Here is a 25,481-nt window from a genome sequence, read left to right on the forward strand (position 1 = left end):
TGCGCTCGTGAGCTGCCCCCTGCCCTCCGTCGGGCCCCGTGCCGAGCGAGGGAGAGCCCCACGTGACCATCGCGCCAGCCGATCCGGCTTCAGCGACCCCGGTGACGGTGACCGAGGAATCCGACGGACCCGGTGCCGCCCTGCTGCGGACCCTGACCGGGCTGACCGCCGACCTCCCCGACGCCGACCCCGGCCGGGTCGCCGCCGCCGCCCTGCGCGGCCGGTCGGCGCGGGCCGACGAGGCGGAGCTGCGGGAGCTCGCCACGGAGGCCGCGGCCGGTCTGATCTCGGAGGACCCCGCCTACTCCCGGCTGGCCGCCCGGCTGCTGACCATCGGCATCCGCGCCGAGGCCGCCTCCCAGGGCGTCACCTCTTTCACCGAGTCCGTCGCCACCGGCCACCGCGAGGGCCTGATCGCCGACCGCACGGCCGCGTTCGTCCGGCTGCACGCGGCCCGCCTGGACACGCTGACCGACCCGGCCGCCGACGACCGCTTCGGCTACTTCGGGCTGCGCACGCTCTACAGCCGCTATCTGCTGCGGCACCCGATCACTCGCAAGGTCGTCGAGACGCCCCAGCACTTCCTGCTGCGCGTGGCCGCCGGGCTCGCCGAGGACGACAGCGAGCGGTCCGTCGAGGAAGTGGCCGCGCTCTACGGGCTGATGAGCCGCCTGGACTACCTGCCCTCCTCCCCCACCCTGTTCAACTCCGGCACCCGGCACGCCCAGATGTCGTCCTGCTACCTCCTGGACTCCCCCAAGGACGAGCTGGACTCCCTCTACGACCGCCTCCACCAGGTCGCCCGCCTCTCCAAGCACGCCGGCGGCATCGGCCTCGCCTACTCCCGTGTCCGCGCCCGGGGTTCGCTGATCCGCGGCACCAACGGGCACTCCAACGGCATCGTCCCGTTCCTGAAGACGCTGGACGCCTCGGTCGCCGCGGTGAACCAGGGCGGCCGCCGCAAGGGCGCCGCTGCGGTCTACCTGGAGACCTGGCACGCCGACATCGAGGAGTTCCTGGAGCTGCGAGACAACACGGGCGAGGACGCCCGGCGCACCCACAACCTGAACCTCGCGCACTGGATCCCGGACGAGTTCATGCGCCGGGTGGACGCGGACGGGCCGTGGTCGCTGTTCTCGCCCTCGGACGTGCCGGAGCTGGTCGACCTGTGGGGCGACGAGTTCGACGCGGCCTACCGGGCGGCCGAGGCGAAGGGCCTGGCCAGGAAGACGCTGCCGGCCCGTGAGCTGTACGGCCGCATGATGCGCACCCTCGCGCAGACCGGCAACGGCTGGATGACCTTCAAGGACACCGCCAACCGCACCGCCAACCAGACCGCCGAACCGGGCCACGTCGTGCACTCCTCCAACCTCTGCACGGAGATCCTGGAGGTCACCGACGACGGGGAGACGGCGGTCTGCAACCTCGGGTCGGTCAACCTCGGCGCCTTCGTGACCGGCGACGGCATCGACTGGGAGCGGCTGGACGCCACCGTCCGCACCGCCGTCACCTTCCTGGACCGGGTCGTCGACATCAACTTCTACCCGACCGAGCAGGCGGGCCGCTCCAACGCCCGCTGGCGCCCGGTGGGCCTCGGCGCGATGGGCCTGCAGGACGTCTTCTTCCAGCTGCGCCTGCCCTTCGACTCCCCCGCGGCGAAGGCCCTCTCCACCCGCATCGCCGAGCGGATCATGCTCGCCGCGTACGAGACCTCCGCCGACCTCGCCGAGCGCAACGGCCCGCTGCCCGCCTGGGAGAAGACCCGTACCGCCCGGGGCGTGCTGCACCCCGACCACTACGGCGTCGAGCACACCTGGCCCGAGCGCTGGGCGGCGCTGCGCGAGCGCATCGCGACGACCGGGCTGCGCAACTCCCTGCTCCTCGCGATCGCGCCGACCGCGACCATCGCCTCCATCGCGGGCGCCTACGAGTGCATCGAGCCGCAGGTGTCCAACCTGTTCAAGCGCGAGACGCTGTCCGGCGAGTTCCTCCAGGTCAACTCCTACCTGGTCGACGACCTCAAGCGGCTCGGCGTGTGGGACGCCCGCACCCGCGAGGCGCTGCGCGAGGCGAACGGCTCGGTGCAGGGCTTCGCGTGGATCCCCGAGGACGTGCGCGCGCTGTACCGCACCGCCTGGGAGATCCCGCAGCGCGCCCTGATCGACATGGCCGCCGCCCGTACCCCGTACCTCGACCAGGCCCAGTCGCTGAACCTGTTCCTGGAGACGCCGACCATCGGGAAGCTCTCCTCGATGTACGCGTACGCCTGGAAGCAGGGCCTGAAGACCACGTACTACCTGCGTTCCCGCCCGGCGACCCGTATCGCCCGCGCCGCCGGCCGGGCCACCGTCCCCGTGCAGGCCGTCCCGGACCCCGAAGCGGTCGCCTGCTCCCTGGAAAACCCCGAGTCCTGCGAGGCCTGCCAGTGATGACCACCGAGACCCCCACGACGAAGAACCTGCTCGACCCGGGCTTCGAGCTGACCCTCCGCCCCATGCGCTACCCGGACTTCTACGAGCGCTACCGGGACGCCATCAAGAACACCTGGCACGTCGAGGAGGTCGACCTCCACTCGGACGTCGCCGACCTCGCGAAGCTCAGCCCCGAGGAGCAGCACCTCATCGGACGGCTGGTGGCGTTCTTCGCGACGGGCGACTCGATCGTCGCGAACAACCTGGTGCTGACCCTCTACAAGCACATCAACTCCCCCGAGGCACGGCTGTACCTGAGCCGGCAGCTGTTCGAGGAGGCCGTCCACGTCCAGTTCTACCTGACGCTGCTGGACACCTACCTGCCCGATCCGGACGACCGTGCCGCCGCCTTCGCGGCCGTGGAGAACATCCCCTCGATCCGCGAGAAGGCCGAGTTCTGCTTCCGGTGGATGGACTCGGTCGAGTCGATCGACCGGCTGGAGACCAAGGCCGACCGCCGCCGCTTCCTGCTCAACCTCATCTGCTTCGCCGCGTGCATCGAGGGCCTGTTCTTCTACGGCGCCTTCGCCTACGTGTACTGGTTCCGCAGCCGGGGCCTGCTGCACGGCCTGGCCACCGGCACCAACTGGGTGTTCCGGGACGAGACGATGCACATGTCGTTCGCCTTCGACGTGGTCGACACCGTCCGCAAGGAGGAGCCGGACCTCTTCGACGACGAGCTGGGGGTCCAGGTCACCGACATGCTGCGGGAGGCCGTCGAGGCCGAGCTGCAGTTCGCGCGCGACCTGTGCGGTGACGGCCTCCCGGGCATGAACACCGACTCGATGCGGCAGTACCTGGAGTGCGTGGCCGATCAGCGTCTGACGCGTCTCGGCTTCGCCCCGGTGTACGGCTCCGAGAACCCCTTCTCCTTCATGGAGCTCCAGGGCGTTCAGGAGTTGACCAACTTCTTCGAGCGGCGTCCCTCGGCGTACCAGGTGGCGGTGGAGGGCACCGTCGACCTGGACGAGGACTTCTGAGTCTCCGGAACCTCCGGGGTCTCCTTCCGTGTGACGGCCTCCCGGTCCTCCCGGTCCTCCCGGTCCTTCTGGGCCTCCCTGAGCTGTCGGTCGATGCGCAGGTCGCGCACGATGCCGAGCACCGAGGGGAGGACCATGAGGACCAGGAGTCCGAAGGTCACGAGCATTCCGAGCAGGGCTTCTGTCTGGTCTGCGGTCATGGACACCACTGTCGCGCTCCGGACTCCTCACCGGGAGTGGCAGGACTGCCGTAGGACCTCGATTTCCTGCCACCGGTGGGGCACACTGGCGGCATGCTGAAGAACGTGGCCGCCGTCCTGCTGGACGGCGCGCACCCCTTCGAACTCGGCGTCGTCTGCGAGGTCTTCGGCATCGACCGCAGCGACGACGGCCTGCCCGGGTACGACTTCGCGGTGGTGTCCGCCGAGGGCCCGACGCTGGGCACCCATGTCGGGGGGCTCTCCGTCTCGACGCCGTACGGGCTCGACCGGCTCGACGAGGCCGACCTGATCACCGTGCCGGCCGGGAGCGACTACGCCCGCCGGGAGTACCCGCCCGCGCTGCTGGACGCGCTGCGGCGGGCCGTGGACCGGGGGGCGCGGGTGCTGAGCGTGTGCTCGGGGGTCTTCGTGCTGGGCGCCGCCGGGCTGCTGGACGGGCGGCGGTGCGCGGTGCACTGGCACCACGCCGACGAGCTGGCCCGGCAGTATCCGGGGACGCGGGTCGAGGCGGACGTGCTCTACGTCGACGAGGACCCGGTGATCACCTCCGCCGGCACGGCCGCCGGGATCGACGCCTGTCTGCACATCGTGCGCAAGGAGCAGGGGACGGAGGTCGCCAACAAGATCGCCCGGCGCATGGTCGTGCCGCCGCACCGGGACGGCGGTCAGGCCCAGTACATCGAGCGGCCGCTGCCGCGCTCCTCCTGCGACACCGTGGGCGAGGTGCTGGCCTGGATGGAACAGCACCTCGACCAGGAGGTCACCGTCGAGCAGCTCGCGGCCCGGGCGCACATGTCCCCGCGGACCTTCGCCCGCCGCTTCCAGCAGGAGACGGGAACGACTCCCTACCGCTGGATCCTGCGCCAGCGCGTGCTGCTGGCCCAGCGGCTGCTGGAAGCGACGGACGAGACGATGGACACGGTCGCCCGGCGCACCGGCTTCGGCACGGCGGCGGCCCTGAGGCACCAGTTCGTCAGGGCCCTCGGCATCACCCCGCACGCCTATCGGCGCACCTTCCGGGGCCCCGCGGCCGCCGCCTGAGCGGCGTCACCTCGCTACGGGCCTGACCCGCAGGTCGTGCGGACGCAGCGTGATGCCGACGCGCACGGCGTCGTTCGAGCCCGCCACCTGCTCGAAGCGGTACTTGGTGGCGAGCGCCGCCGTGATCAGCGTCAGCTGCGCCATGGAGAAGTGGTCGCTGGGGCACTTGCGATTGCCCACGCTGAACGGCCGCATGGCATATTTCGGCAGTTCCGTCACGCGTTCCGGAAGCCATCGGTCCGGGTCGAACTCCAGGTTGCGGGCGTACGACTTCGGATCGCGTTGGATTGCGTACGGACTGTAGATGATGTCCGCCCCGGCCGGAATGCGGTAGCCACCGAGTTCCGTCTCGACCACGGCGCGCCGCGTCAATACCCATACGGCGGGACGCAAACGCATGGCCTCCACGATGACATTACCGGTGTGCGTGAGCTTGCGGACGTCCTCGAATGCCACGGGGCGCCCACCGGTGACCGCTTCGACTTCGTCGCGTATGCGGTCGGCATGTTCCGGGTGTTCGGCAAGTGCCTGCAGCAACCACATGATCGTGGAGGCGATGGTTTCACTGCCGGGAGTGAGTATCGCGACGACCTGGTCGTGGATCTCCTGTTCCCCGATCGGGTCGCCATTGTCGTCCTCGGCCTCCAGCAGAGCCGTCAGCAAATCGTCCGGCTTTTGACCGGACGCGCGGCGCTCGGCGATGATCTCGTCGACCAGGAGGTGCAGATCGGCCAGCGCGTCGTTGAATGCGCGATTGGCCGGCAGCGGCAGCCGGTACAGCGGCCCCAGCGGGACGACCATCCGCCGGTACATGCCGCGGAAGACGGTGGCGAGGGCGACGCACAGGCGCTCGGCGCGCTCGTCCATGTACTGGCCGCGCAGCAGGCACCGGGCCGCGACGCGCACGGCGACGCGGAAGGACTCGGAGGTGGCGTCGATCGTCTGCCCCGGCCGCCAGCGCTCGGTGAGCGCGTGCGCCTCCTCCTCCATGATCGGCCCGTAGGCGGGGATCGCGTCGAGCTTGAAGGCGGGCTGGATGGTGCGCCGCTGGCGCCGGTGCAGCGGGCCGTTGGCGGTCGCCACGCCCTCCTTGCCGAGCAGGCCCTCCAGGGACTCCCACAGCGGACCGGCGATGTGGTAGTCGGGGCTCAGCGCGAGGGCGCCGGTGAGCGCCGGGGTGGTGACCGCGTACACGGTCTTCGGGCCGATCCGGATGCGCACGACGTCGCCGTGGTCGCGCAGCTGGGCCATGAAGGCGAGCGGGTCCCGGGCCAGCTTCCAGCCGTGGCCGAGGAGCGGGACGCCACCGCCCGCGACGGGCGGCTCGCGCAGTTCCCGCGCGGGATCGGTCCGGATCTCGGGATTGACGGACTCGACGGTCATTTCTCACCTGCCGCTTCGTTGTTGACGTACGGGGGCGTGGACCGGTCGTCCCAGCTGTCGACCATGTACCGGCCGGACTCGTGGTGGAACCAGTAGACGGAACTGAACCAGTTCCGCATATTGCCGACGTTGGCCCGTACGGCGCCGCCCAGTTCCTTTCCGCGTACGGTTCCGTCGGCGAGTTCGTCGGCGAACCGCAAGACGTCCTGTTCGGCGGCGAGGAATTCCGTGATGCATTCCTCGACGCGTCGCCTGACTTCTTCTATCGCTTCTTCCAGGGTGAGTCGGTGGTGGGTGATGAGACTGATTCCGAGATTGTGGACCTCGTCGCCCGCTATTTCCTTGGGCAGCGAGCAGAGGTCGTTGTACCAGGCCGCGAATTCCTGGCTCAGCAGTGCCGCCCGCCGGTATGCGGGGTGTTTTCGCACGGCGTCCGGCAGTTCGCACCCGGCGCTCGGCTCCAGCAGGTCGGTCCAGATCGAGTGCGCGAAGGTGAGCCGACGCAGTTCGAGGTACTCCTCGACGCCGGGCACGATTCCGTGGGTGCGGTTGTGGAATTCCCGGTCGTACGCCTCGATCACCGCGTGGAAGTGCCGGGCGAACCGGGCGTTCCACGTGGGCGTCAGGAAGGCGTACAGCCGCAGCACGCTGTCGGCGAACCCGGCGACCAGCGGGTCCTCGTGGTGCAGGTGCTCCCCGGGTGAGTCCAGTGCCGTGTGGAGCCGGTCCCGCAGCCGCCGCCAGGCGGCCGGACGGCCGTGGACGATGTCCCGGTCGTGCCGGTCGTCCCAGACGAAGAACCACGCGCTGTAGTCGGCTATCGCCTGCAGGACCTCGTCGGGGGCGCCCAGGTAGTACCCGGCCATGAGGTCCGTGTAGCACAGGCCGTCGGCATATTCCTCGACCTTGTCCGCCGGCATGAGCCGTTTTTCGAGCAGCCAGGCGCGGGTGTTCTCCTGGAGCTTCGGCCAATACGGGTGCAGTTGCCGGGGAAATGCCGCCTCGATCACCGGGAGTGAGAGCTGCGGTGGAACTGCGGTCGCGGTCGGTGTCGCTGTGGTGCCGTGTGAGAAAGCATGCACGAACAAACCCCTCTCAGCCGCCGGTGGCGCACTCCTCTCCAAGGGCGGGGTGTGCGCCGTTGCGTATCCCCGTTCTTCTATTCAGCACCACAACTGACCGTTCTGGGAACGGATTTGCTTCATTCGCCACCCCACGGCGTCTGAATTCTCCTGTTGTGTGGCGGCTTCGGGATCTCCGGGAGAGCGGCAGGCGTCGGACCGGTGACGGACACACGCACGGCGCCCGTTCGGGTCCGACCCGAACGGGCGCCGTGCGCCTGGGGCTTGTGAGGCCCGGGAGATGTCTCAGTCGTTCGCGACCACGGGGTAGCGCGGCTCGTTCTCCGCCATCTGCCGCAGCGCGTCCTTGCGTTCGCGCTTGGAGAGCCGGTCGATGTAGAGGTACCCGTAGAGGTGGTCGGTCTCGTGCTGCAGGCACCGCGCGAAGTAGCCGGTGCCGCGCACCTTGACCGGGTTGCCCTTCTCGTCCTGCCCGGTCACCTCGGCGTAGTCGGGGCGGGCGAGCGGCGCGTAGGCGGTCGGCACGGACAGGCAGCCCTCGTTGCTGTCGTCCAGGCGGCGCCGGTCGGCGGGCAGTTCGACGAGCCGCGGGTTGCAGACCACGCCGACGTGGCGGACGCCCTCGTCGTCGGGGCAGTCGTAGACGAAGACCTTCTTGTCGACGCCGATCTGGTTGGCGGCCAGGCCCACGCCCTCGGCGGTGCGCTGGCTGGCGAACATGTCCGCGACCAGCTGCTGGAGCTCCTCGCCGAAGTCGGTGACGTCCTGGCACTCCTTGTGCAGCACCGGGTTGCCGACCACCGTGATCGGACGCGAGGTACCGCGCTCACGCCAGGCCGTCTCGCGCTCCTCGCAGTCCTCGGTGTCGACGACGAAGCCCTCGTCGTCCACGGGGAGCACGCCCGCGTGCTGCTGATCGGTGTCCTGCTGCGCCATGACCGACGTACGCCTTCCTCATGAAACCCGGGTTGATGCCTGTTACAGGGTACGGGGAACGGGGGGACGACCTCAGCAGACCTCTTCGAGGTCCCGCCAGTCCCGGGAATCCGGGCTGTCCGCGACCCAGCCGTCCAGCAGCCCCCGCACCAGAGAAGCCGGCGCGGCCACCCCGCACTCCCGCTCCGGCACCCACAGCTGCCCGTCCGTCCGGTGCCCCAGCGGCCCCGGGTGCCCCGGCTCGCTGTGGTCGTGCGGGTCGAGGTGCTCGCCGTCGCCCTCGTCGGACGGCATCCGGGACTCCGAGCACATGCGGCACAGCAGCCGCACGGAGGACGACCAGTCCTCGGCGGCGAAACCGGCGTCGGCGGCGAGCTGCTCCAGGGCGTCCCGGTCGGCCTCGGTGGCGGCCTCCAGGAGGACCACCCAGGTGGGCACGGGCGACGGCGCCCACAGCTCGATCTCGTCGAAGACCGGGTAGGCGTGCCCGGCGGCCGTGGTCCGCTCCCCGTGCGGGACGCCGTCGTGCAGCACGACCTCGCCCCAGCGCCGCCCGGAGGACGGCAGCGGGATGGACAGCACCTCGACGCGGGCGGGGTCGAGCCGCCGCCCCCACACCACCTCGGCCTCGCCCTCCGGGGACAGCCGTACGGCCGCGCTGCCGAGCTCCATGCCGAGGGGCTCGCCGGCGTCCGTGGCGTCACCGGGCGTCTTCAGCCCGTAGGCCTGCCACGCGCGGCGGGCCAGGGGCCAGTCCTGCAGGGCGGTCGCGGCGATGCCGACGTTCCACCAGTCGGGCGCCCCGCTGTCCCGGTCGAGCAGCGCCACGGCCCTCAGACCCGCCGCTCTGGCCTGCTCCCAGTCGTGCCGGAACTTGTGCAGCAGGGCGAGGTTGAACCACGACTCCGACAGCCAGGGTTCCAGGTCCGCGGCCCGCGTCAGCAGCGCGCCCGCGTCCTCGTAGCGACCGTCGCCGATCAGCGTGAACGCACGGTCGGTGGCCTGCCGCCAGGAGGCGGAGGGCCGGTGCCGTCCCTTGCCGAAGATCCTCACGATTCCCGCCTGCCAGTTCCGTTCTGTGGGCTGGCTGTGCCTTCCTGCGCCCCCGGACACCCTCTCCTGCGCATCAAACCATGTACGGCCTGGAGGGCGCTCATTACCCATGGGTTACCCAGCCGGGGACGAGGTAAGGCTGCCTCGGGAGAGCACTCGGGCCAGTGCCTCCACGACTTCGGGAGCGTAGTCGCCGGCGGTGGCCAGGCGCAGCTCCTCCAGCGCGGTGAGGTCCCCGCCGGGCCCGGCGTCCCGTGCCTTCTCCTCGTAGGCGTTCACCGCGCGCACGATCCGCGCGGCGACCGGCTGCTCGTGGCAGGGATCGGCCTGCCGCTCCACCACCACGGCGACCGCGGCGTCGACGCCGGTGCGGCGTACGACGGCACCGCCGAGCAGCGCGATCCGCCGCTGCTCGGTCACGGGCAGGCCGGCCGTGGCTCCCCCCGTGACCGGGTCGACGAGGCTCAGCTGTCCGATGTCGTGCATGAGGGCCGCGTACTCCAGCACCGTCAGTTCGGGCCCGGACAGGCCCAGGTCCCGTCCGACGGCCGTGCTGAGCTCGGCGACGCGGCGGGCGTGCCCGGCGGGGGTGTACCCGGCGATCTCGGTGGCCCGGGCCAGGGAGGCGATGGTCTGCCGGTAGGTGGCCCGGACGGCGGCGTACCGCCGGTAGGACAGCTGGGTGAGCAGCAGCGGCACGCAGAAGACGGGCAGCGCCCACAGTCCCGCGACGGCCACCGCGAGCGCCATCACCGCGCCCGTGGCGCACACCGCGGAGGTGATGCCGACCACGGCGCGCAGTTCCTCGCGCAGCAGCGGGCCGAAGGGCCATCCGGTGCGCGCGTGCGCCGGTGCCGCGGTGAGCACGGCGTCGCACAGCGCGGTCAGGGCGAGCAGCGCGATCAGCAGCAGCGCGTGGGCGGGGCCGCCCCAGTCGCGGAAGGTGCCCTGCCCGGCCAGGGGCCGGAAGCACACGGCGGCGAAGGCGACGGTGAGCAGGCGCCGCGCCAGGTGGTCGAGCACGGGCCCGTGCCCGCGCGCGACGTGCGGGACGCTGCCGAGCAGCGAGGCGACGAGCACCACGGTGACGGTCTGGGCGACCCCGTGGTGCACGGGCTGTCCGGCGTCCTCCCCGAGCAGGGCGTACGCCAGTGCTCCGGCGGTCCCGAGGGGTGCCGTCTCCCGGCCCTCGTCCCCGGTCCGGCGGGTGAGCTCGCCGAGCGCGACGAGGAGGCCGAAGGCGAGCGCGACGGGGCGCTCCACGATGCCCGACCACAGTACGGAGGTGAGGCACACGAGCGCGAGGAGGGCGGCGCCGGTGTGCATCAGGAGCACCGCCGGGGTCCGTGCCGCCGTCACGGCACGCTCCGGCGACGACCACGGGCCGACGCGGTCACGGCCGGTACGAGCGGGACTCAGTCCCTCCGTCGCCCCTGCCGCCCCTGCCGCCCCCGGCGCCGTCACGGAGCCCCCCTCGCCGCGCTGTCGTGCGCGTTCTCGCCGCGGGCGTCGGCCGTCCGGGACGGGCGGGCGGAGCTGCCGTCGGAGGTCACCGCCGGGTGCCAGCCGTGGTGTTCCAGGGCCCGTACCAGGGCCCCGACCATCCGGGGGTCGAAGTGGGTTCCCGCGCACCGCTGGAGTTCCGCCACGGCCGCCGGAACGGGCCGCGCCCTGCTGTAGGACCGCGTGGACGTCATCGCGTCGAAGGCGTCGGCGACGGCGACCACCCGGGCCGACTCGGGGATCTGGCCGCCCGCCAGTCCGTAGGGGTACCCGCTGCCGTCCAGCCGTTCGTGGTGGTGCAGTACGGCGGCCCGGGCCTCGCCGAGGAAGCGGATGCCGCGCACCATCTCGTGCCCGTACTCGGGGTGCAGCTCGATCACGCGCCGTTCCTCGGGCGTCAGCGGCCCGTCCTTGCGCAGCAGTCGTGTGGGCACGCCGAGCTTGCCCACGTCGTGCAGGATCCCGGCGAAGCGGAGCGTCTCGACGCGCTCGTCGTCCAGACCCAGCTCGCGGGCGATCATCATCGAGGCGTGGCCGACCCGTTCACTGTGCCCGCGCGTGTAGCCGTCCTTGATGTCGACGGCCTGCACGAGGGCACGGATGGTCGCCTGGTGCGCGGCTCTCTCCCGGTGGTACTGGGCGAACGCCCACCAGGACACGCCCATCGGCAGGAGCACGAGCAGCGCGGCGACCGGACCGTAGGGGCTGCGCCACAGGACGGCCATCATGAGCCCGGCGAGCCCGTGCACGGCGATCGGGGCGAGCGAACGGGAGAACAGCCCCCGCCACGCCCGCCGGGCCGGCACCCGGTCGGCCAGCGTCAGGATGCCGCCGTCCAGCATGGTCAGCACCAGGCAGAAGGCCGGTACCGCGGCACCGGCCGGCACGAGTGCGTAGGGGAAGTCGGGGCCCTCGACCGCGTCCCGTCCGCCGCACTCCCCGTACACCCGGGCCGCCGCCCACACGGCGAGTGCCAGCTGTGCGGCCCGCCAGGTCCGTCGCAGGACGGCCGGCCGCCGCGTCACCGGGGACAGCAGGGCCCCCGGCAGCGCCACGAGCGCGGCGGCGTGCGGCGGGAGCAGAAAGGCCCCGGCGAGCAGGACGGGGTAGCAGGTCCCCACGAACCGGGACCGGGCGATGTGCTCGCAGCCCGCGTACAGACCGGCGAGCAGCAGGACGGCCCACCAGGGCGTGGCCTCCTGGGCCGGCGGGCGCAGACAGAGCAGGGCGGCGAGGACGACACCGGCGACATACGCACGCGCCCGTGCCGGTACCCCGTCCATGAACTCCTCCCCCGGCCGTGCCTTCAGGCTCGCGAGCCTAGGTTCGGCGACGGGGGAGACGGGCGGATACCCCGCGGATTAGCACGTACGAGTGACGCGTCACGCGAGGCGTGCCGGGCTCAGGACTCCTGCGGAGCGGGCGGCGCCGCCGTGACGTCGTGCTCGGGAACCGACTGGCCCGAGCGGATCAGGTCGATCCGGCCCATGACCTTGGAGCGCAGGTCGCCCGGCACGTCGTCATGCCCGCAACACCGCTTGACCAGCTTCTTCACGGCCTGCTCCAGCCCGTACTTCTCCAGGCAGGGCGAGCACTCCTCGAAGTGGTGCTCGAACTTCACGCAGTCCGAGTCCGGCATCTCCCGGTCGAGGAACTCGTAGAGATGATCGAGGATTTCGCTGCAATCCGTCTCGTGCGGCTCTCCGCAGCTCATGACCCCGAGCCTTTCGCTTCGTTCGACTCTCCGGCGCCGGCCGGGACCAGACCACGGTCGCGGGCGTAGTCCTCCAGCATGCCGCGCAGCTGACGACGGCCCCGGTGCAGCCGGGACATCACCGTACCGATGGGTGTCCCCATGATGTCCGCGATCTCCTTGTAGGCAAAGCCCTCCACATCGGCCAGGTACACGGCGATGCGGAATTCCTCGGGGATCGCCTGGAGCGCCTGCTTCACGTCCGAGTCGGGCAGGTGGTCGAGCGCCTGCGACTCGGCGGAACGCAGACCCGTCGACATGTGCGACTCAGCGCGCGCGAGCTGCCAGTCCTCGATCTCCTCGGCCGCGCTGCGCTGGGGTTCGCGCTGCTTCTTGCGGTACGAGTTGATGAAGGTGTTGGTGAGGATGCGGTACAGCCACGCCTTGAGGTTGGTGCCCTCACGGAACTGGTGGAAGGACGCGTACGCCTTGGCGTAGGTCTCCTGCACCAGATCCTCGGCATCGGCCGGGTTGCGGGTCATGCGCAGCGCGGCCGAGTACATCTGGTCGAGGAACTCGAGCGCGTCCCGCTCGAAGCGCGCGCTGCGCTCCGCGGTCGACTCCGCGCCCGTGCCCCGGCCCTCGGGCTGCTCCGCCTGGCCGTTTTCGGTCCCTGCGTCGGTCCCAGTGACCGGACCCACCTCCTCCAGTGACGTCGCGAGACCGAGACCGGCCCCACTCGAATCGGAGGATAGACGACGATCCGGTCCGACCGCCGCCCGAATAGGGGCGGTCTTCGCCGCGTGCAGCACCGTCCAGTCCAGGTCGGCGCGGCTGCTGCGACTCGGGCAGAAGGCTGAACCCATGCGGCGGACTTCCTCTCCTACGGCGTCGGTGCTGATGTTCAGCAACGTATGTCGGCCACAACAGCGGTCGTCCGCCGGTCATTCCCGGGCCCTCAGCCGAGTGAGCGGGTCCACTCCGCGACGCCGTCGGTGATCAGTTCCAGGGCCTCCTCCTGCGTGATCCCGGCCCGTTTGGGCACGGCGAAGCCGTGGTCGCCGTGCGGCACCCGGATCAGGTCGTAGGGCCCCTCGGGAAACTCCTCGGGCTTCCCGAACGGATCGTTGCCGCCCTGGACGACGAGGGTGGGCACCCCGGTCCCGAGCAGTTCCCCGGCACGGGACTTCTCCGGCTTGCCCGGCGGGTGCAGCGGGAAGCTCAGGGCGAGGACGGCGTGGGCGCCCAGCCCGGCCGCGGTGCGGCAGGCGACGCGGGCGCCGGCGCTGCGGCCGCCCGGGACCACCGGCAGGCCGGGGGCGTTCAGCGCGGGCCAGACACCCCGCCAGCCGGCGTCCAGGGTCTTCGGAGCGGGCGCCAGCTTCTTGCCGGCCACCCGCCAGGGCTGCTCGACCAGGGCCACGGTCACGCCCCGCGCGGGCAGCGCCGCCGCCAGCGCCGCCAGGTCGCGCGCCTCGATGCCGCCGCCGGCGCCGTGGCCCGCGGCGAGGACCAGGCGGGGCTTCGCGGCCGGGTGCCAGGTGATGCGGGCGGCGCCGGCCTCCGTGTCGATGATCTCGGTCTTCACGTCAGAAGAGTGTGCCCTCTTCCGGGCCCTCCAGCTCCGCCAGCAGCTCCGGCCCGTTGTTGCGGACGTTGCTCACGGCCGTGGAGACGGGGAACGCCCGCATCAGCCCGGCGGGCGGGGGCGCCAGCAGGGGGGTGAGGTCACCGGGGTCGGTGCGCGCCGGGTCGAGCCAGGCGTCCCACCGGTCCGGCGTCAGCATCAGCGGCATCCGGGGGTGGATGTCGGCCAGGGTGTGCGGGCCGTCGGCCGGGGCGACGGCCAGCGGCGTGGTCTCCGCCTCGGTCGTGATCACCGAGCACGTCGCCCACCAGGCCCGGGGGTGGTCGTCCGGCAGCGTCCTGTCCCGCCAGAACTCGTACAGCCCCGCCATGGCGAACACGGAGCCGTCGGCCGGGGTCACGAAGTACGGCTGCTTGCGGGGCCGCTTCCGGCGCCCCTCGACCTCCAGGTCCCGCTCCTGCTTGCCGGTGACCCACTCGTAGTAGCCGTCGGCGGGCAGGACGCAGCGCCGGGTGGCGAAGGCGCGGCGGTAGGACGGCTTCTCGTGGACGGTCTCCGCGCGGGCGTTGATCATCCGGGCGCCGCCCTCGGGCGTCTTGGACCAGGAGGGGACGAGCCCCCACTTCAGTTTCCGCAGCTGGCGAACCGGCTTCGGGTCCTCGGCGTCCTTCAGGGGACGGTCCAGGACCGCGTAGACCTCCTTGGTGGGGGCCACGTTGTAGTCGGGCGCCAGAGTCTCCTCCGGATCCCACTTCTCGATGTCGAAGATTCCTGCGAGATCCTCGGGTCGACGACTCGCCGCATACCGTCCGCACATACGTGCCACACTGCCAGACTCCGCGCCCACACGAGGAGCCCTCACCCCTTATGGACCACCTCGCATCCGCCTCTCTCGCCTCCCTGTGGGACGAGGTCACCGGCACCCAGCCCGAACCGGCGCTCGGGGTGGTGATCGCCACCCTGGTCGCCGCGCTCGCCGTCGTCGTGCCGCGGGTGCTGTGGCGGACGGCGCGCAACGCGATCACCATCGCCCACGAGGGCGGCCACGGGCTCGTGGCGCTGCTCACCGGCCGGACGCTGGTCGGGATCACACTGCACTCGGACACCAGCGGCCTGACCCTGAGCCGGGGCAAGCCGCACGGGCTCGGCATGATCCTCACCGCGGCCGCCGGCTACACCGCTCCGCCGCTGCTGGGCCTCGGCGGGGCCGCGCTGCTGGCCTCCGGGCGCGTCACGCTGCTGCTGTGGGTGGCGACGGCGCTGCTGCTCGCCCTGCTGGTGATGGTCCGCAACGCGTACGGCGTACTGACGGTCGTGCTGACCGGCGGCACGTTTCTCCTGGCGTCCTGGCTGGCCGGCCCGCAGGTGCAGGCGGCGTTCGCCTACGCGGCGGTGTGGTTCCTGCTGCTGGGCGGCGTGCGACCGGCGTTCGAGCTGCAGGCCAAGCGGGCGCGGGGCGGGGCCGGCGACTCGGACGCGGACCAGCTGGCCCGGCTGTCCCACGCGCCGGCCGCGGTGTGGTTCTTCCTGTTCCACGCGGTCTCGCTGTGCTCGCTGATCGGCGGGGGCCGCTGGCTGCTGGGGCTCTGAACGGGCCCGACGGCCGGTGTGGCGGCCCTCCGAGCGGGCCCGGCGGCCGGTGACGATCCTCCGGACGGGCCCCGGCGGCCGGTGGCGGCCGTCCACCGGGGCCGACCGCCCACCGGCCGACCGCCCGCCGGGGCCGGCCGCCCGCCGGGGCCGGCCGCCCGCACCGGGATCTGCCACCGGGGCCAGGATCTGCCGCATATACGCGTGGCAGTTTCCCGTCCCCGGTTTCGGTCGGATTCCGCCGTCTTTGATCAAGATCTCCGATCGCCTTCAGCCATTAAAGTGGGGCTCATGACCGTTGATTCCGCGCACACCGCCCTCTGGCCCGCCCCGCACGCGAGCGGAGCCGTCGACGCGACCGTCCATGTGCCCGGGTCCAAATCGGTCACCAACCGCGCCCTGGTGCTGGCCGCCCTCGCCTCCGAGCCCGGCTGGCTGCGCCGCCCGCTGCGCTCCCGCGACACCCTGCTGATGGCCGGCGCCCTGCGGGCGATGGGCGTCGAGATCGAGGAGGGCGTCGGCCCCGACGGCACCGGCGAGTTCTGGCGGGTCATCCCGGCCGGTCTGCACGGTCCCGCCACGGTCGACGTCGGCAACGCCGGCACGGTCATGCGCTTCCTCCCGCCGGTCGCCACGCTCGCCGACGGCCCCGTCCGCTTCGACGGCGACCCCCGTTCGTACGAGCGCCCGCTGCACGGGGTGATCGACGCGCTGCGCGCCCTCGGCGCCCGGATCGACGACGACGAGCGCGGCGCGCTGCCGATGACGGTGCACGGCGGCGGGGCCCTGGAGGGCGGCCCGGTCGAGATCGACGCGTCCTCGTCCTCGCAGTTCGTCAGCGCCCTGCTGCTGTCCGGTCCGCGCTTCAACCAGGGCGTCGAGGTCCGCCACACCGGTTCGGCGCTGCCGTCGATGCCGCACATCCGCATGACCGTCGACATGCTGCGCTCGGTCGGCGCCCAGGTCGACACCCCGGAGTCGGGCGGCGAGCCGGACGTCTGGCGGGTCACGCCGGGCGCGCTGCTCGGCCGGGACCTGACCGTCGAGCCGGACCTGTCCAACGCGCAGCCGTTCCTCGCGGCGGCGCTGGTGACCGGCGGCAAGGTCGTGATCCCCGACTGGCCGGCCCGCACCACCCAGCCCGGTGACCGGCTGCGCGAGATCTTCACCGAGATGGGCGGTTCCTGCGAACTGACCGACTACGGGCTGGTGTTCACCGGATCGGGTGCCGTGCACGGCATCGACGTGGACCTCGGCGAGGTCGGCGAGCTCACCCCCGGCATCGCGGCCGTCGCGGCCCTCGCGGACTCCCCTTCGACCCTGCGCGGCGTGGCGCACCTGCGCCTGCACGAGACGGACCGGCTGGCCGCGCTCACCAAGGAGATCAACGAACTCGGCGGCGACGTCACCGAGACCGCCGACGGACTGCACATCCGCCCGCGCCGCCTGCACGGCGGGGTCTTCCACACCTACGAGGACCACCGCATGGCCACCGCCGGCGCGATCATCGGCCTCGCGGTCGAGGGCGTGGAGATCGAGAACGTGGCGACGACCGCCAAGACCCTCCCCGACTTCCCCGAGCTGTGGACCGGGATGCTCGGGGCGTAGGGACCGATCGCCATGCGCCGCTACGGCAAGCACACCGACGAGGACGACATCCGCTCCCGCCCCAACCGCAAGGGCAACCGGCCGCGCACCCACACCCGGCCCAAGCACGAGGACGCCGCCGAGGGCCTGGTCCTCACCGTGGACCGGGGCCGGCTGACCTGCCTCGTCGAGGACCGGGTCGTCATGGCGATGAAGGCACGCGAACTGGGCCGCAAGGCGGCGGTCGTCGGCGACCGGGTGGCGCTGGTCGGCGACCTGTCCGGCGCGAAGGACACGCTCGCGCGGATCGTCCGCATCGAGGAGCGCACCTCGGTGCTGCGCCGCACGGCGGACGACGACGACCCCTACGAGCGTGTGGTCGTCGCCAACGCCGACCAGCTCGCCATCGTCACCGCCCTCGCCGACCCCGAACCGCGCCCGCGCCTCATCGACCGCTGCCTGGTCGCCGCCTTCGACGGCGGCCTCACCCCGCTGCTGGTGATGACCAAGTCGGACCTCGCACCGCCCGACGGACTGCTCGGCCTGTACGGCGCGTTGGACATCCCGTACGTCGTCACCAGCCGCGAGGAGCTGGAGAACGGCGCCGCGGCCGACCTCGTGCGGGAACACCTGGACGGCAAGATCACGGCCTTCGTCGGCCACTCCGGGGTCGGCAAGACGACGCTGGTCAACACGCTGGTGCCCGAGGAGCGCCGCCGGGTGACGGGGCACGTCAACGCGGTGACGGGACGCGGTCGGCACACGACGACCTCGGCCCTCGCCCTGCCGCTGTCCTCGAAGACGGGCGGCTGGGTCGTCGACACCCCGGGCGTACGGTCGTTCGGGCTCGCCCACGTCGACCCGTCCCGGGTGATCAACGCCTTTCCCGACCTGGTGCCGGGCACGGCGGGCTGCCCGCGCGCGTGCAGCCACGACGAGCCCGACTGCGCGCTGGACGCGTGGGTCGCCGAGGGCCACGCCGATCCGGCGCGGCTGTACTCGCTGCGCCGGCTGCTGGCGACGCGGGAGCGTACGGAAGGCGACTGACGTTCGCGTTGTTCGCCATGCCGTGCGACCGACAAGTGCATAATCACACCAAGCCGGATCCAAGCCCGAGCAAAAGCCGACGGATCGACGAAGCGGTCACGGTACGGGACCACGGGAGGACGACACATGGCGTGGCTGCTGGTCATAGTGGCCGGGTTGCTCGAAACCGGCTTCGCCGTGTGCCTGAAGCTGTCGCACGGCTTCACCCGGCTGTGGCCCACGGTCGCGTTCTGCGCCTTCGCGCTGGGCAGTTTCGGCCTGCTGACCATGTCGCTGAAGAAGCTCGACGTCGGCCCGGCGTACGCCGTGTGGACCGGGATCGGGGCGGCGGGCACCACCCTCTACGGCATGGTGTTCCTGGGTGACCTGGTCTCCACATTGAAGATCGTCTCGATCAGCCTCGTCATCATCGGCGTGATCGGGCTCCAGCTGTCCGGCTCGGCGCACTGACGCCGCCGGCCCTCACGTCGTCGGCTGCCGCGGCAGGACGGCGCGGACGAGTTCCGGCACGCCCCCCTCGCCGGGTGGGGCCGCGACACAGGACAGGGCGAGGCGGACGGTGAGTTCGCAGGTGCGGGCGAGGTCGGCGGCCTCCGCCCGGGGAACGCCGGGCCCGGACAGGGCGGCGACGGCGCGGTCGCGGACGAGGGCCACGAGGTCGCCGGGCGAGGGCAGCGGACCGTCGGCCCGGCGCTGGGCCGGCACGGCGGAGGAGGACGGTACGGCCCCCGGCGCCGGGGCGGGCAGCCACGTACTCCAGCAGCCGGTGAGCACGGCTCGCACCAACGCGTCCTCCCGGGCGGCGGAGGTCGTCCACTCGGCCGTCGCGGTGAGCCGCTCCCCCGGGTCGCCGACCGCGGAGAGCGCGCGCTCCACACCGGCGAGATATCCGTCCGCCGCCCTGCGGACGAGCGCCCGGCCGAGGCCCTCCTTGCTCCCGAACTCGTTGTACAGCGTCTGCCGCGACACCCCGGCCGCCGCCGCCACGTCCACCATCCGCACAGCGGCCCACGGCCGACGCGCCAGCGCCGTGCAGGCGGCGTCGAGCAGGGACTCCCGGGCTGCGGGCATCATCGCCTCCCTCGACCGAAGCGACTCAGCGCCCAGATTTGACGGGCCCGCCACCCGTGTCAAGGGTCCTCGCAACCCCACGCGACCCGCCATGGCTGCGGGCAGTCGCCTCGTCCCGCGTAGCTGCGGGAGTCGTGCCTCCCCCAGTGCCTGAACGGCCTGGGAGGTGCCCCCAGGGGCGATGGGGGTCCCCCGCGCGAGCGAAGCCGAGCGGGGGGAGCGTGGACGCCGGGGCGTCCCCTCTGGGGGAGGCGCCCCGCAACGCCGGGCAGCACACCCGCCTCCGCCCCGCACCAACACGCCCGCACCCGGACCACCACGCTGCCCTGCCCCCGCACCAGAACCGGTCACCCCCGCCAAACCCCTGGTGGCCCCGCCCCGCCCCCGCCGGATACCGTGGCCGCATGCCGGACTACCTCGACGACCTCCGCCTCGCCCACGTCCTCGCGGACGCCGCCGACGCCGCCACGATGGACCGTTTCAAGGCCCTCGACCTGAAGGTCGAGACCAAGCCGGACATGACCCCGGTGAGCGAGGCGGACAAGGCCGCCGAGGAACTCATCCGCGGCCACCTCTCCCGCGCCCGCCCCCGCGACGCCGTCCTCGGCGAGGAGTACGGCACCGAGGGCACCGGCCCCCGCCGCTGGGTCATCGACCCGATCGACGGCACCAAGAACTACGTGCGCGGCGTCCCCGTCTGGGCCACCCTCATCGCCCTCATGGAAGCCGGGGAGGGCGGCTACCAGCCCGTCGTCGGCCTCGTCTCCGCCCCGGCCCTCGGCCGCCGCTGGTGGGCCGTGAAGGACCACGGCGCCTTCACCGGCCGCAGCCTGACCTCGGCCTCCCGGCTCCAGGTCTCCCAGGTCTCCGCGCTCTCCGACGCCTCCTTCGCGTACTCCTCGCTCAGCGGCTGGGAGGAGCAGGGCCGGCTGGACGGCTTCCTGGACCTGACCCGCGAGGTGTGGCGCACGCGCGCGTACGGCGACTTCTGGCCGTACATGATGGTCGCCGAGGGCTCGGTCGACCTGTGCGCCGAACCCGAGCTCTCCCTCTGGGACATGGCCGCGAACGCCATCATCGTCACGGAGGCCGGCGGCACCTTCACCGGCCTGGACGGCCGCCCCGGCCCGCACAGCGGCAACGCGGCGGCGTCCAACGGCCGGCTCCACGACGAGCTGCTCGGCTATCTCAACCAGCGCTACTGAACCCGCCCCCGCGCGCCCGCCGACTCACCCCCCGCGCCCCCTTGTTGACCCCTGCTCTGCCTGCCACTCTGAGAGTCCCCCACTTGTGAACTTGTGAATCCATGAACCGACTCATGGATCACCGGCAGGAGGTGGCTCCACCCATGCTCGTCCGCGAAGCCATGAGCACGGTCGTCCTCACCATCGGTCCCGCCCACACCCTGCGCCAGGCCGCCGCGCTGATGTCCGCCCGCCGCGTCGGCGCGGCCGTGGTGTACGACCCCGACGCCGGCGGCATCGGCATCCTCACCGAACGCGACGTCCTCAACTCCCTCGGCCGGGGCCAGGACCCGGACGCCGAACACGCCCACGACCACACCACCACCGACGTCGTGTTCGCCGCGCCGTCCTGGACCCTGGAGGACGCGGCCGGGGCGATGACGCACGGCGGCTTCCGCCACCTCATCGTCCTGGAGCGCGACGAGCCCGTCGGCATCGTCTCGGTCCGCGACATCATCCGCTGCTGGGCGCCGGTACGGCAGCAGCGCGAGGCCCCGGCGGTGATCGCCTGACACTGCCCGCGGAAGGCGGACCCGGACGGCACGACGAAGGGCCGGACCCCCGTCCCCGGGGATCCGGCCCGCCGCTACGACAAGCGGTCCAGTGCTGGACGTCAGCCGCGCAGGGCCTGGACCGCGGCCTCCAGCCGCTTGCCGAAGTCACCGTCGGCCTGACGGAAGTTGTTGATCGCGCGCTCGATGATGTCCTCGCGCGAGACCTTGGAGATGGCGCCGGCCAGGTTGTCGATCAGGCGGCCCTTCTCCTCGTCCGTCATCAGCCGGTAGAGGTTGCCCGCCTGGACGAAGTCGTCGTCCTCGGCGTGCCTCGGGGTCTCGTGGTCGCCGGTGACACCGGAGACCGCGATCGGCTGCCACAGGGCCCTGTCCGTCTGGAACGGGCCGCCGAAGCTGTTGGGCTCGTAGTTCTTCGCGCCCTTGTGGCGGCCGTCGTACAGGTAGCCGTCACGGGAGTTGGTGCGCGCCTCGGTGGCGTGCGGGCGGTTCACCGGCAGGTGGTCGGCGTTGATGCCGACGCGGTAGCGGTGGGCGTCGCCGTAGGCGAAGAGGCGTCCCTGGAGCATCTTGTCCGGGGACGGGCCGATGCCGGGCACGAAGTGCGCCGGGGAGAAGATCGACTGCTCGACCTCGGCGAAGATGTTCTCCGGGTTGCGGTTGAGCTCGAGCTTGCCGAACCAGACGATCGGGTAGTCCGCGTGCGGCCACACCTTGGTGAGGTCGAACGGGTTGAAGCGGTAGTTCGCGGCCTCGGCGACGGGCATGATCTGCACGCCGACGGTCCAGGACGGGTACTCGCCGCGCTCGATGGCCTCGCGCAGGTCGCGCTGGTGGGAGTCGGGGTCCTCACCGGCGAGCTTGTCGGCCTCGGCCTGCGTGAGGCACTTGATGCCCTGGTCGGTCTTGAAGTGGTACTTGACCCAGAAGGCCTCGCCGGCCTCGTTGTTCCACTGGTAGGTGTGCGAGCCGAAGCCGTCCATGTGGCGGTACGAAGCCGGGATGCCGCGGTCGCCGAACAGCCAGGTCACCTGGTGCGTGGACTCGGGCGACAGGCTCCAGAAGTCCCAGACGTTGTCCATCTCGGTCGACCCCGTGTAGGGGTCGCGCTTCTGGGTGTGGATGAAGTCGGGGAACTTGATGGCGTCCCTGATGAAGAACACCGGGGTGTTGTTGCCGACGAGGTCGTAGTTGCCCTCTTCGGTGTAGAACTTCAGCGCGAAACCGCGCGGGTCGCGGACGGCGTCCGCCGCGCCCAGGTTTCCCGCCACGGTCGAGAAGCGGAGGAACGTCTCCGTCTGCTTGCCGACCTCGGAGAGGAACTTCGCCCGGGTGTACTTGGTGACATCGGCGGTGACCGTGAAGGTGCCGTAGGCGCCGGCGCCTCGGGCGTGCACGACGCGCTCCGGGATGCGCTCACGGTTGAAGTGGGCCAGCTTCTCCAGGAGGAGCTGGTCCTGGACGAGCACGGGACCGCCGACACCCGCGGTCTCGCTGTTCTGGTTGTCGGCTACCGGAGCACCGGCTTCGGTAGTGAGCGGTCCCTGAGTCACGTAGGCCTCCTGCGCCAGTCCTGCAAAACCTGTCCCTTGGCTAATGCCGTCCCCGATCCTACAATGGACAATGTCTAAGTCAAGTAAGGCTCCAAAGTCACATTCGTTCGGGACCTGGTCCCCCTGCTGTTAGGCTGGTCTGCATGAGTGACCTACTGGAACGGCTGCGCGGACGCGGATGGCGCATGACCGCGCAGCGACGCGTCGTGGCCGAGGTCCTCGACGGTGAGCACGTCCATCTGACCGCCGACGAGGTACACGCCAGGGCCGTCACCAAGCTGCCGGAGATCTCCCGGGCGACCGTCTACAACACCCTCGGCGAGATGGTCTCGCTCGGTGAGGTGCTGGAGGTCGCGACGGACAAGCGCGCCAAGCGGTACGACCCGAACGCGCACCGGCCGCACCACCATCTGGTCTGCGCGCAGTGCGGCGCGATCCGCGACGTCCACCCGACCGGCAATCCGCTGGCCGACCTCCCCGACACGGAGCGCTTCGGTTTCACGGTCTCCGACGTCGAGGTGACGTACCGCGGCACCTGCCCGAACTGCGCTGCGACGTAACCCCGCTCGCACGACGAGAGCCCCGGCACCGATGGGTGCCGGGGCTCTCGCGTTGCGCCGACGCACTGGCGTCCGCACCGAACGCGTCGAACGCACCGAGGGCCGGAACCTTTTCGGATTCCGGCCCTCGGCCTTCAGTAGCGGGGACAGGATTTGAACCTGCGACCTCTGGGTTATGAGCCCAGCGAGCTACCGAGCTGCTCCACCCCGCGTCGATGAATGGAACACTACGTCAACCCCACGACAAGAAGCAAATCGCTCCCGCCTCGGCCCTAGCCGCGGATCACCGTCTCACATGGCTACGGGCAGTCGTGCCTCCCCCAGAGGGGGCACCCCCAGGGGCGGCACGGGTGGGCGCAGCGGCACCCCGTCAGTGCCGGGCCACGCGGACCCACCCCGCTCAGCACCGGCTCCCGGCCCAGCACAGCGTCACGCCGACAGTTCCTGCCGCAGCGCGTCCCGCAACCGCGCTGCCCGCTCCGCCACCTCCCGCGGCCCCAGCGACACCGCCCGGTCCGCCCACCGCTGCCCCTCGTCCAGCTCCCCCCGCCGCGCACACACCAGCGCGAGCCGCAGCGCCGCCCGTCCGTGCCCGGCGTCCGCCGCCCGGCGCCACCACAGGACGGCCTCGGGCTCGCTGCCCTCCCGGGCCAGCAGCAGCCCCAGATTGAACGCCCCGTTGCGCGAACCGGCCTCGGCCGCCTCCCGGTACCACCGCGCCGCCTCCACCACGTCGCCCCGTGCCGCGGCCAGCATCCCGACGCGCACCTGGGCCCGGCGGTGCCCCTGCGAGGCCGCCCGTTCGTACCACTCCTCGCACTCGGTCTTCTCCTGTGCCGGCTCACCCAGCTCGTGCGCGGGCGCCGGCGGCCGGCGCGCGTCGAGCAGCGTGGCCAGGCGGTACGCGCCCTCCGGGCTGCCGCCCCCCGCCGCGCACCGCAGGAACCGCTCCGCCTCCGGCTCGTCGCCGTCCCGCAGCCGTGCCATCCCGACCTGCAGCGCCGCCTCCGTGTGCCCGGCGGCGGCGGCCCGCTCGTACCAGCGCAGCGCCGCGAGGTCCTCGCCACGTCCGGCGTACAGGATCCCGAGGTTGAAGGCGGCGTCCACGCTGCCCGCCTCGGCGGCCTTGGAGAACCAGGGCTCGGCACCGGCCGCGTCCCCGCCCCGCAGCAGCAGGATCGCCAGCGCGTTCGCGGCCTCGCGGTGTCCGGCGTACGCGGCACGCCGGTACCACTGCTCGGCCTGTGCCGTGCGCCCCTGCTCGGCGCAGAGGAGTCCGAGGTTGTAGGCGCCGTTGTGGTCCCCGGCGTCCAACGCCGCCCGGTACCACCGCTCCGCGGTCTGCGGCTCGCCGCGCTCGGCGTGCAGCGCGCCCAGGGCGTTGGCCGCGTTGCCGTCGCCGTCCTGTGCGGCCCGCAGCCACCACACGGCGGCGCTCTCGGTGTCCCCCGCGTCGCGCAGCAGGAAGCCCAGCGCACAGGCCGCGCGCGCCTCACCGTCCTTGGCGGACGTCAGGTACCAGCGTCCGGCCTCCCTGAGCTCGCCCCGCCTCTCCAGGATCGCCCCGAGGTGCAGCGCGGCCCGCCGGTGTCCGCGCGCGGCGGCCTGCCGGTACCACTGCTCGGCCTCCTCGCTCCCTTCGGCCCGCTCGGCACGGTCGGCCCGCTCGGCACGGTCGGTCACGGAGCGCACGACACCGCCGTCGTCGTCGAGGTCCCGCCCCGCGCGCCGGTCCAGCGTCCGGGCCAGCCGGTACGCGGCCTCCCGGTGCCCCCGCTCGGCCGCGGCCCGCATCCACCGTTCGGCGCCGGCACCGTCGCCTCGGTGCTCCAGCAGGTCGGCGAGCGCGTAGGCGCCCAGCACGTGCCCCTGCTCCGCGGACTGGCGGAGCCAGTACTCGGCGGCGGGCTCGTCCCCGCGCTCGCGGAAGTGCCGCCCCAGCGCGTGGGCGGCCGCACTGGACCCGGCGACGGCGGCGATCCGCCACCATCCGGCGGCCTCGTCGGCGTATCCGCGCTGATGCAGCAGGACACCCAGGTTGTTGGCGGCGGCACGGTCACCGGCGGCGGTGGCGGCACGCAGATGGGACTCGGCTCCGTCGAGATCGCCACGGCGCAGCAGCATGGCCCCGAGGACGCTCATCGCCTCGACGTCGCCGGCCTCGGCGGCGAGCCGTCGGCGGACTTCCTCCACGGCCTCGTCGGCGGCCTCCTGGGCCTCTTCCCCGGCTTCCTCCCGGCCGGACGACTGCACAAAACGCCCCGTCTCGAACAGATTTACCATGTCCCCCATAACGTCCATCGTCGCACCACCCGCAACCCGGTTACACCTGGTATACCGCAGTCATCGAGGTCACTTCAGCGTTT

Annotated in this window: 24 protein-coding genes and 1 tRNA gene; 10 read left to right on the plus strand and 15 right to left on the minus strand. The window is 72.0% G+C overall.

Features of this window, described 5'->3' with window-relative positions:
- The first annotated feature begins 62 nt into the window (after positions 1-62).
- A complete protein-coding gene (locus ACIRFH_RS04730) occupies positions 63-2,429 on the plus strand; it encodes a ribonucleoside-diphosphate reductase subunit alpha (RefSeq protein ID WP_403517100.1) in 2,367 nt (788 codons plus the stop codon).
- Positions 2,429-3,451, plus strand: a complete 1,023-nt coding sequence (locus ACIRFH_RS04735) for a ribonucleotide-diphosphate reductase subunit beta (protein ID WP_403517101.1) — start codon at positions 2,429-2,431, stop codon at positions 3,449-3,451. The genes ACIRFH_RS04730 and ACIRFH_RS04735 overlap by 1 nt, the downstream gene beginning before the upstream one ends.
- Here ACIRFH_RS04735 and ACIRFH_RS04740 read toward each other — a convergent pair.
- A complete protein-coding gene (locus ACIRFH_RS04740) occupies positions 3,364-3,651 on the minus strand; it encodes a hypothetical protein (protein WP_403517102.1) in 288 nt (95 codons plus the stop codon). The genes ACIRFH_RS04735 and ACIRFH_RS04740 overlap by 88 nt on opposite strands.
- A gap of 93 nt (positions 3,652-3,744) precedes the next feature.
- Here ACIRFH_RS04740 and ACIRFH_RS04745 point away from each other — a divergent pair, with 93 nt between their 5' ends.
- Positions 3,745-4,713, plus strand: a complete 969-nt coding sequence (locus ACIRFH_RS04745) for a GlxA family transcriptional regulator (protein ID WP_403517103.1) — start codon at positions 3,745-3,747, stop codon at positions 4,711-4,713.
- A 6-nt stretch (positions 4,714-4,719) separates the two neighbouring features.
- On the opposite strand, the gene ACIRFH_RS04750 is transcribed toward ACIRFH_RS04745, so the two are convergent.
- The 10 genes from ACIRFH_RS04750 to ACIRFH_RS04795 form a co-directional block, all read right to left on the minus strand.
- Positions 4,720-6,096: a cytochrome P450 gene (locus ACIRFH_RS04750; protein ID WP_403517104.1), complete on the minus strand. Its 1,377-nt coding sequence runs from the start codon at positions 6,094-6,096 to the stop codon at positions 4,720-4,722.
- Positions 6,093-7,178, minus strand: coding sequence for an epi-isozizaene synthase (gene cyc1 / locus ACIRFH_RS04755; RefSeq protein WP_403517105.1), 1,086 nt, complete (start codon positions 7,176-7,178; stop codon positions 6,093-6,095). Before cyc1 ends, ACIRFH_RS04750 begins: the two co-directional genes overlap by 4 nt.
- 285 nt (positions 7,179-7,463) lie before the next feature.
- Positions 7,464-8,114, minus strand: a complete 651-nt coding sequence (gene def, locus ACIRFH_RS04760) for a peptide deformylase (RefSeq protein WP_351134738.1) — start codon at positions 8,112-8,114, stop codon at positions 7,464-7,466.
- A gap of 72 nt (positions 8,115-8,186) precedes the next feature.
- Entirely contained in the window at positions 8,187-9,167 is a 981-nt protein-coding gene (locus ACIRFH_RS04765; protein ID WP_403517106.1) for a tetratricopeptide repeat protein, read from the minus strand.
- 114 nt (positions 9,168-9,281) lie between these two features.
- A complete protein-coding gene (locus ACIRFH_RS04770; protein ID WP_403517290.1) occupies positions 9,282-10,493 on the minus strand; it encodes a metal-dependent phosphohydrolase in 1,212 nt (403 codons plus the stop codon).
- A gap of 134 nt (positions 10,494-10,627) precedes the next feature.
- Complete coding sequence (locus ACIRFH_RS04775) at positions 10,628-11,953, minus strand: HD-GYP domain-containing protein (protein WP_403517107.1); 1,326 nt, start codon at positions 11,951-11,953, stop codon at positions 10,628-10,630.
- Between the two features lie 119 nt (positions 11,954-12,072).
- On the minus strand, positions 12,073-12,384 hold the full coding sequence (rsrA, locus tag ACIRFH_RS04780; RefSeq protein WP_403517108.1) for a mycothiol system anti-sigma-R factor: 312 nt from the start codon (positions 12,382-12,384) through the stop codon (positions 12,073-12,075).
- Entirely contained in the window at positions 12,381-13,064 is a 684-nt protein-coding gene (sigR, locus tag ACIRFH_RS04785) for an RNA polymerase sigma factor SigR (RefSeq protein WP_077796522.1), read from the minus strand. The genes rsrA and sigR overlap by 4 nt, the downstream gene beginning before the upstream one ends.
- A 257-nt stretch (positions 13,065-13,321) precedes the next feature.
- Positions 13,322-13,951 carry an alpha/beta family hydrolase gene (locus ACIRFH_RS04790; RefSeq protein ID WP_403517109.1) on the minus strand — a complete coding sequence of 210 codons (630 nt, stop codon included), beginning with the start codon at positions 13,949-13,951 and terminating at the stop codon, positions 13,322-13,324.
- A gap of 1 nt (position 13,952) precedes the next feature.
- Positions 13,953-14,768 (minus strand): SOS response-associated peptidase, encoded by an 816-nt coding sequence (locus ACIRFH_RS04795; RefSeq protein ID WP_403517110.1) that lies wholly within the window; start codon positions 14,766-14,768, stop codon positions 13,953-13,955.
- A 50-nt stretch (positions 14,769-14,818) separates the two neighbouring features.
- Between ACIRFH_RS04795 and ACIRFH_RS04800 the strand changes: the two genes are divergently transcribed.
- The 4 genes from ACIRFH_RS04800 (at position 14,819) to ACIRFH_RS04815 (ending at position 18,625) form a co-directional block, all read left to right on the plus strand.
- Positions 14,819-15,541, plus strand: a complete 723-nt coding sequence (locus ACIRFH_RS04800; RefSeq protein WP_403517111.1) for a M50 family metallopeptidase — start codon at positions 14,819-14,821, stop codon at positions 15,539-15,541.
- 291 nt (positions 15,542-15,832) lie between these two features.
- The gene (aroA, locus tag ACIRFH_RS04805) at positions 15,833-17,149 is read left to right on the plus strand and encodes a 3-phosphoshikimate 1-carboxyvinyltransferase (protein WP_403517112.1); all 1,317 of its coding nucleotides are present in this window, start codon (positions 15,833-15,835) and stop codon (positions 17,147-17,149) included.
- A 12-nt stretch (positions 17,150-17,161) separates the two neighbouring features.
- Positions 17,162-18,175, plus strand: a complete 1,014-nt coding sequence (gene rsgA / locus ACIRFH_RS04810) for a ribosome small subunit-dependent GTPase A (RefSeq protein ID WP_403517113.1) — start codon at positions 17,162-17,164, stop codon at positions 18,173-18,175.
- A 126-nt stretch (positions 18,176-18,301) separates the two neighbouring features.
- Positions 18,302-18,625, plus strand: coding sequence for a DMT family transporter (locus tag ACIRFH_RS04815; RefSeq protein WP_403517114.1), 324 nt, complete (start codon positions 18,302-18,304; stop codon positions 18,623-18,625).
- A gap of 12 nt (positions 18,626-18,637) precedes the next feature.
- Here the strand turns inward: ACIRFH_RS04815 and ACIRFH_RS04820 are convergent, their stop codons facing one another.
- Complete coding sequence (locus ACIRFH_RS04820; protein WP_403517115.1) at positions 18,638-19,249, minus strand: TetR/AcrR family transcriptional regulator; 612 nt, start codon at positions 19,247-19,249, stop codon at positions 18,638-18,640.
- 401 nt (positions 19,250-19,650) lie between these two features.
- Here ACIRFH_RS04820 and hisN point away from each other — a divergent pair, with 401 nt between their 5' ends.
- Together hisN and ACIRFH_RS04830 are read left to right on the plus strand one after the other, a co-directional pair.
- On the plus strand, positions 19,651-20,451 hold the full coding sequence (gene hisN / locus ACIRFH_RS04825; protein WP_403517116.1) for a histidinol-phosphatase: 801 nt from the start codon (positions 19,651-19,653) through the stop codon (positions 20,449-20,451).
- 143 nt (positions 20,452-20,594) lie between these two features.
- On the plus strand, positions 20,595-21,002 hold the full coding sequence (locus tag ACIRFH_RS04830; protein ID WP_403517117.1) for a cyclic nucleotide-binding/CBS domain-containing protein: 408 nt from the start codon (positions 20,595-20,597) through the stop codon (positions 21,000-21,002).
- 101 nt (positions 21,003-21,103) lie between these two features.
- On the opposite strand, the gene ACIRFH_RS04835 is transcribed toward ACIRFH_RS04830, so the two are convergent.
- Entirely contained in the window at positions 21,104-22,555 is a 1,452-nt protein-coding gene (locus ACIRFH_RS04835; RefSeq protein WP_403517118.1) for a catalase, read from the minus strand.
- Between the two features lie 143 nt (positions 22,556-22,698).
- Here ACIRFH_RS04835 and ACIRFH_RS04840 point away from each other — a divergent pair, with 143 nt between their 5' ends.
- Complete coding sequence (locus ACIRFH_RS04840; protein WP_403517119.1) at positions 22,699-23,115, plus strand: Fur family transcriptional regulator; 417 nt, start codon at positions 22,699-22,701, stop codon at positions 23,113-23,115.
- A gap of 138 nt (positions 23,116-23,253) precedes the next feature.
- On the opposite strand, the gene ACIRFH_RS04845 is transcribed toward ACIRFH_RS04840, so the two are convergent.
- A tRNA-Met gene (locus ACIRFH_RS04845) sits at positions 23,254-23,327 on the minus strand.
- A gap of 217 nt (positions 23,328-23,544) precedes the next feature.
- Positions 23,545-25,416 carry a tetratricopeptide repeat protein gene (locus tag ACIRFH_RS04850; protein WP_403517120.1) on the minus strand — a complete coding sequence of 624 codons (1,872 nt, stop codon included), beginning with the start codon at positions 25,414-25,416 and terminating at the stop codon, positions 23,545-23,547.
- Positions 25,417-25,481: the final 65 nt, after the last annotated feature.

The organism is Streptomyces sp. NPDC093586, assembly GCF_044764905.1.
GTDB lineage: Bacteria > Actinomycetota > Actinomycetes > Streptomycetales > Streptomycetaceae > Streptomyces.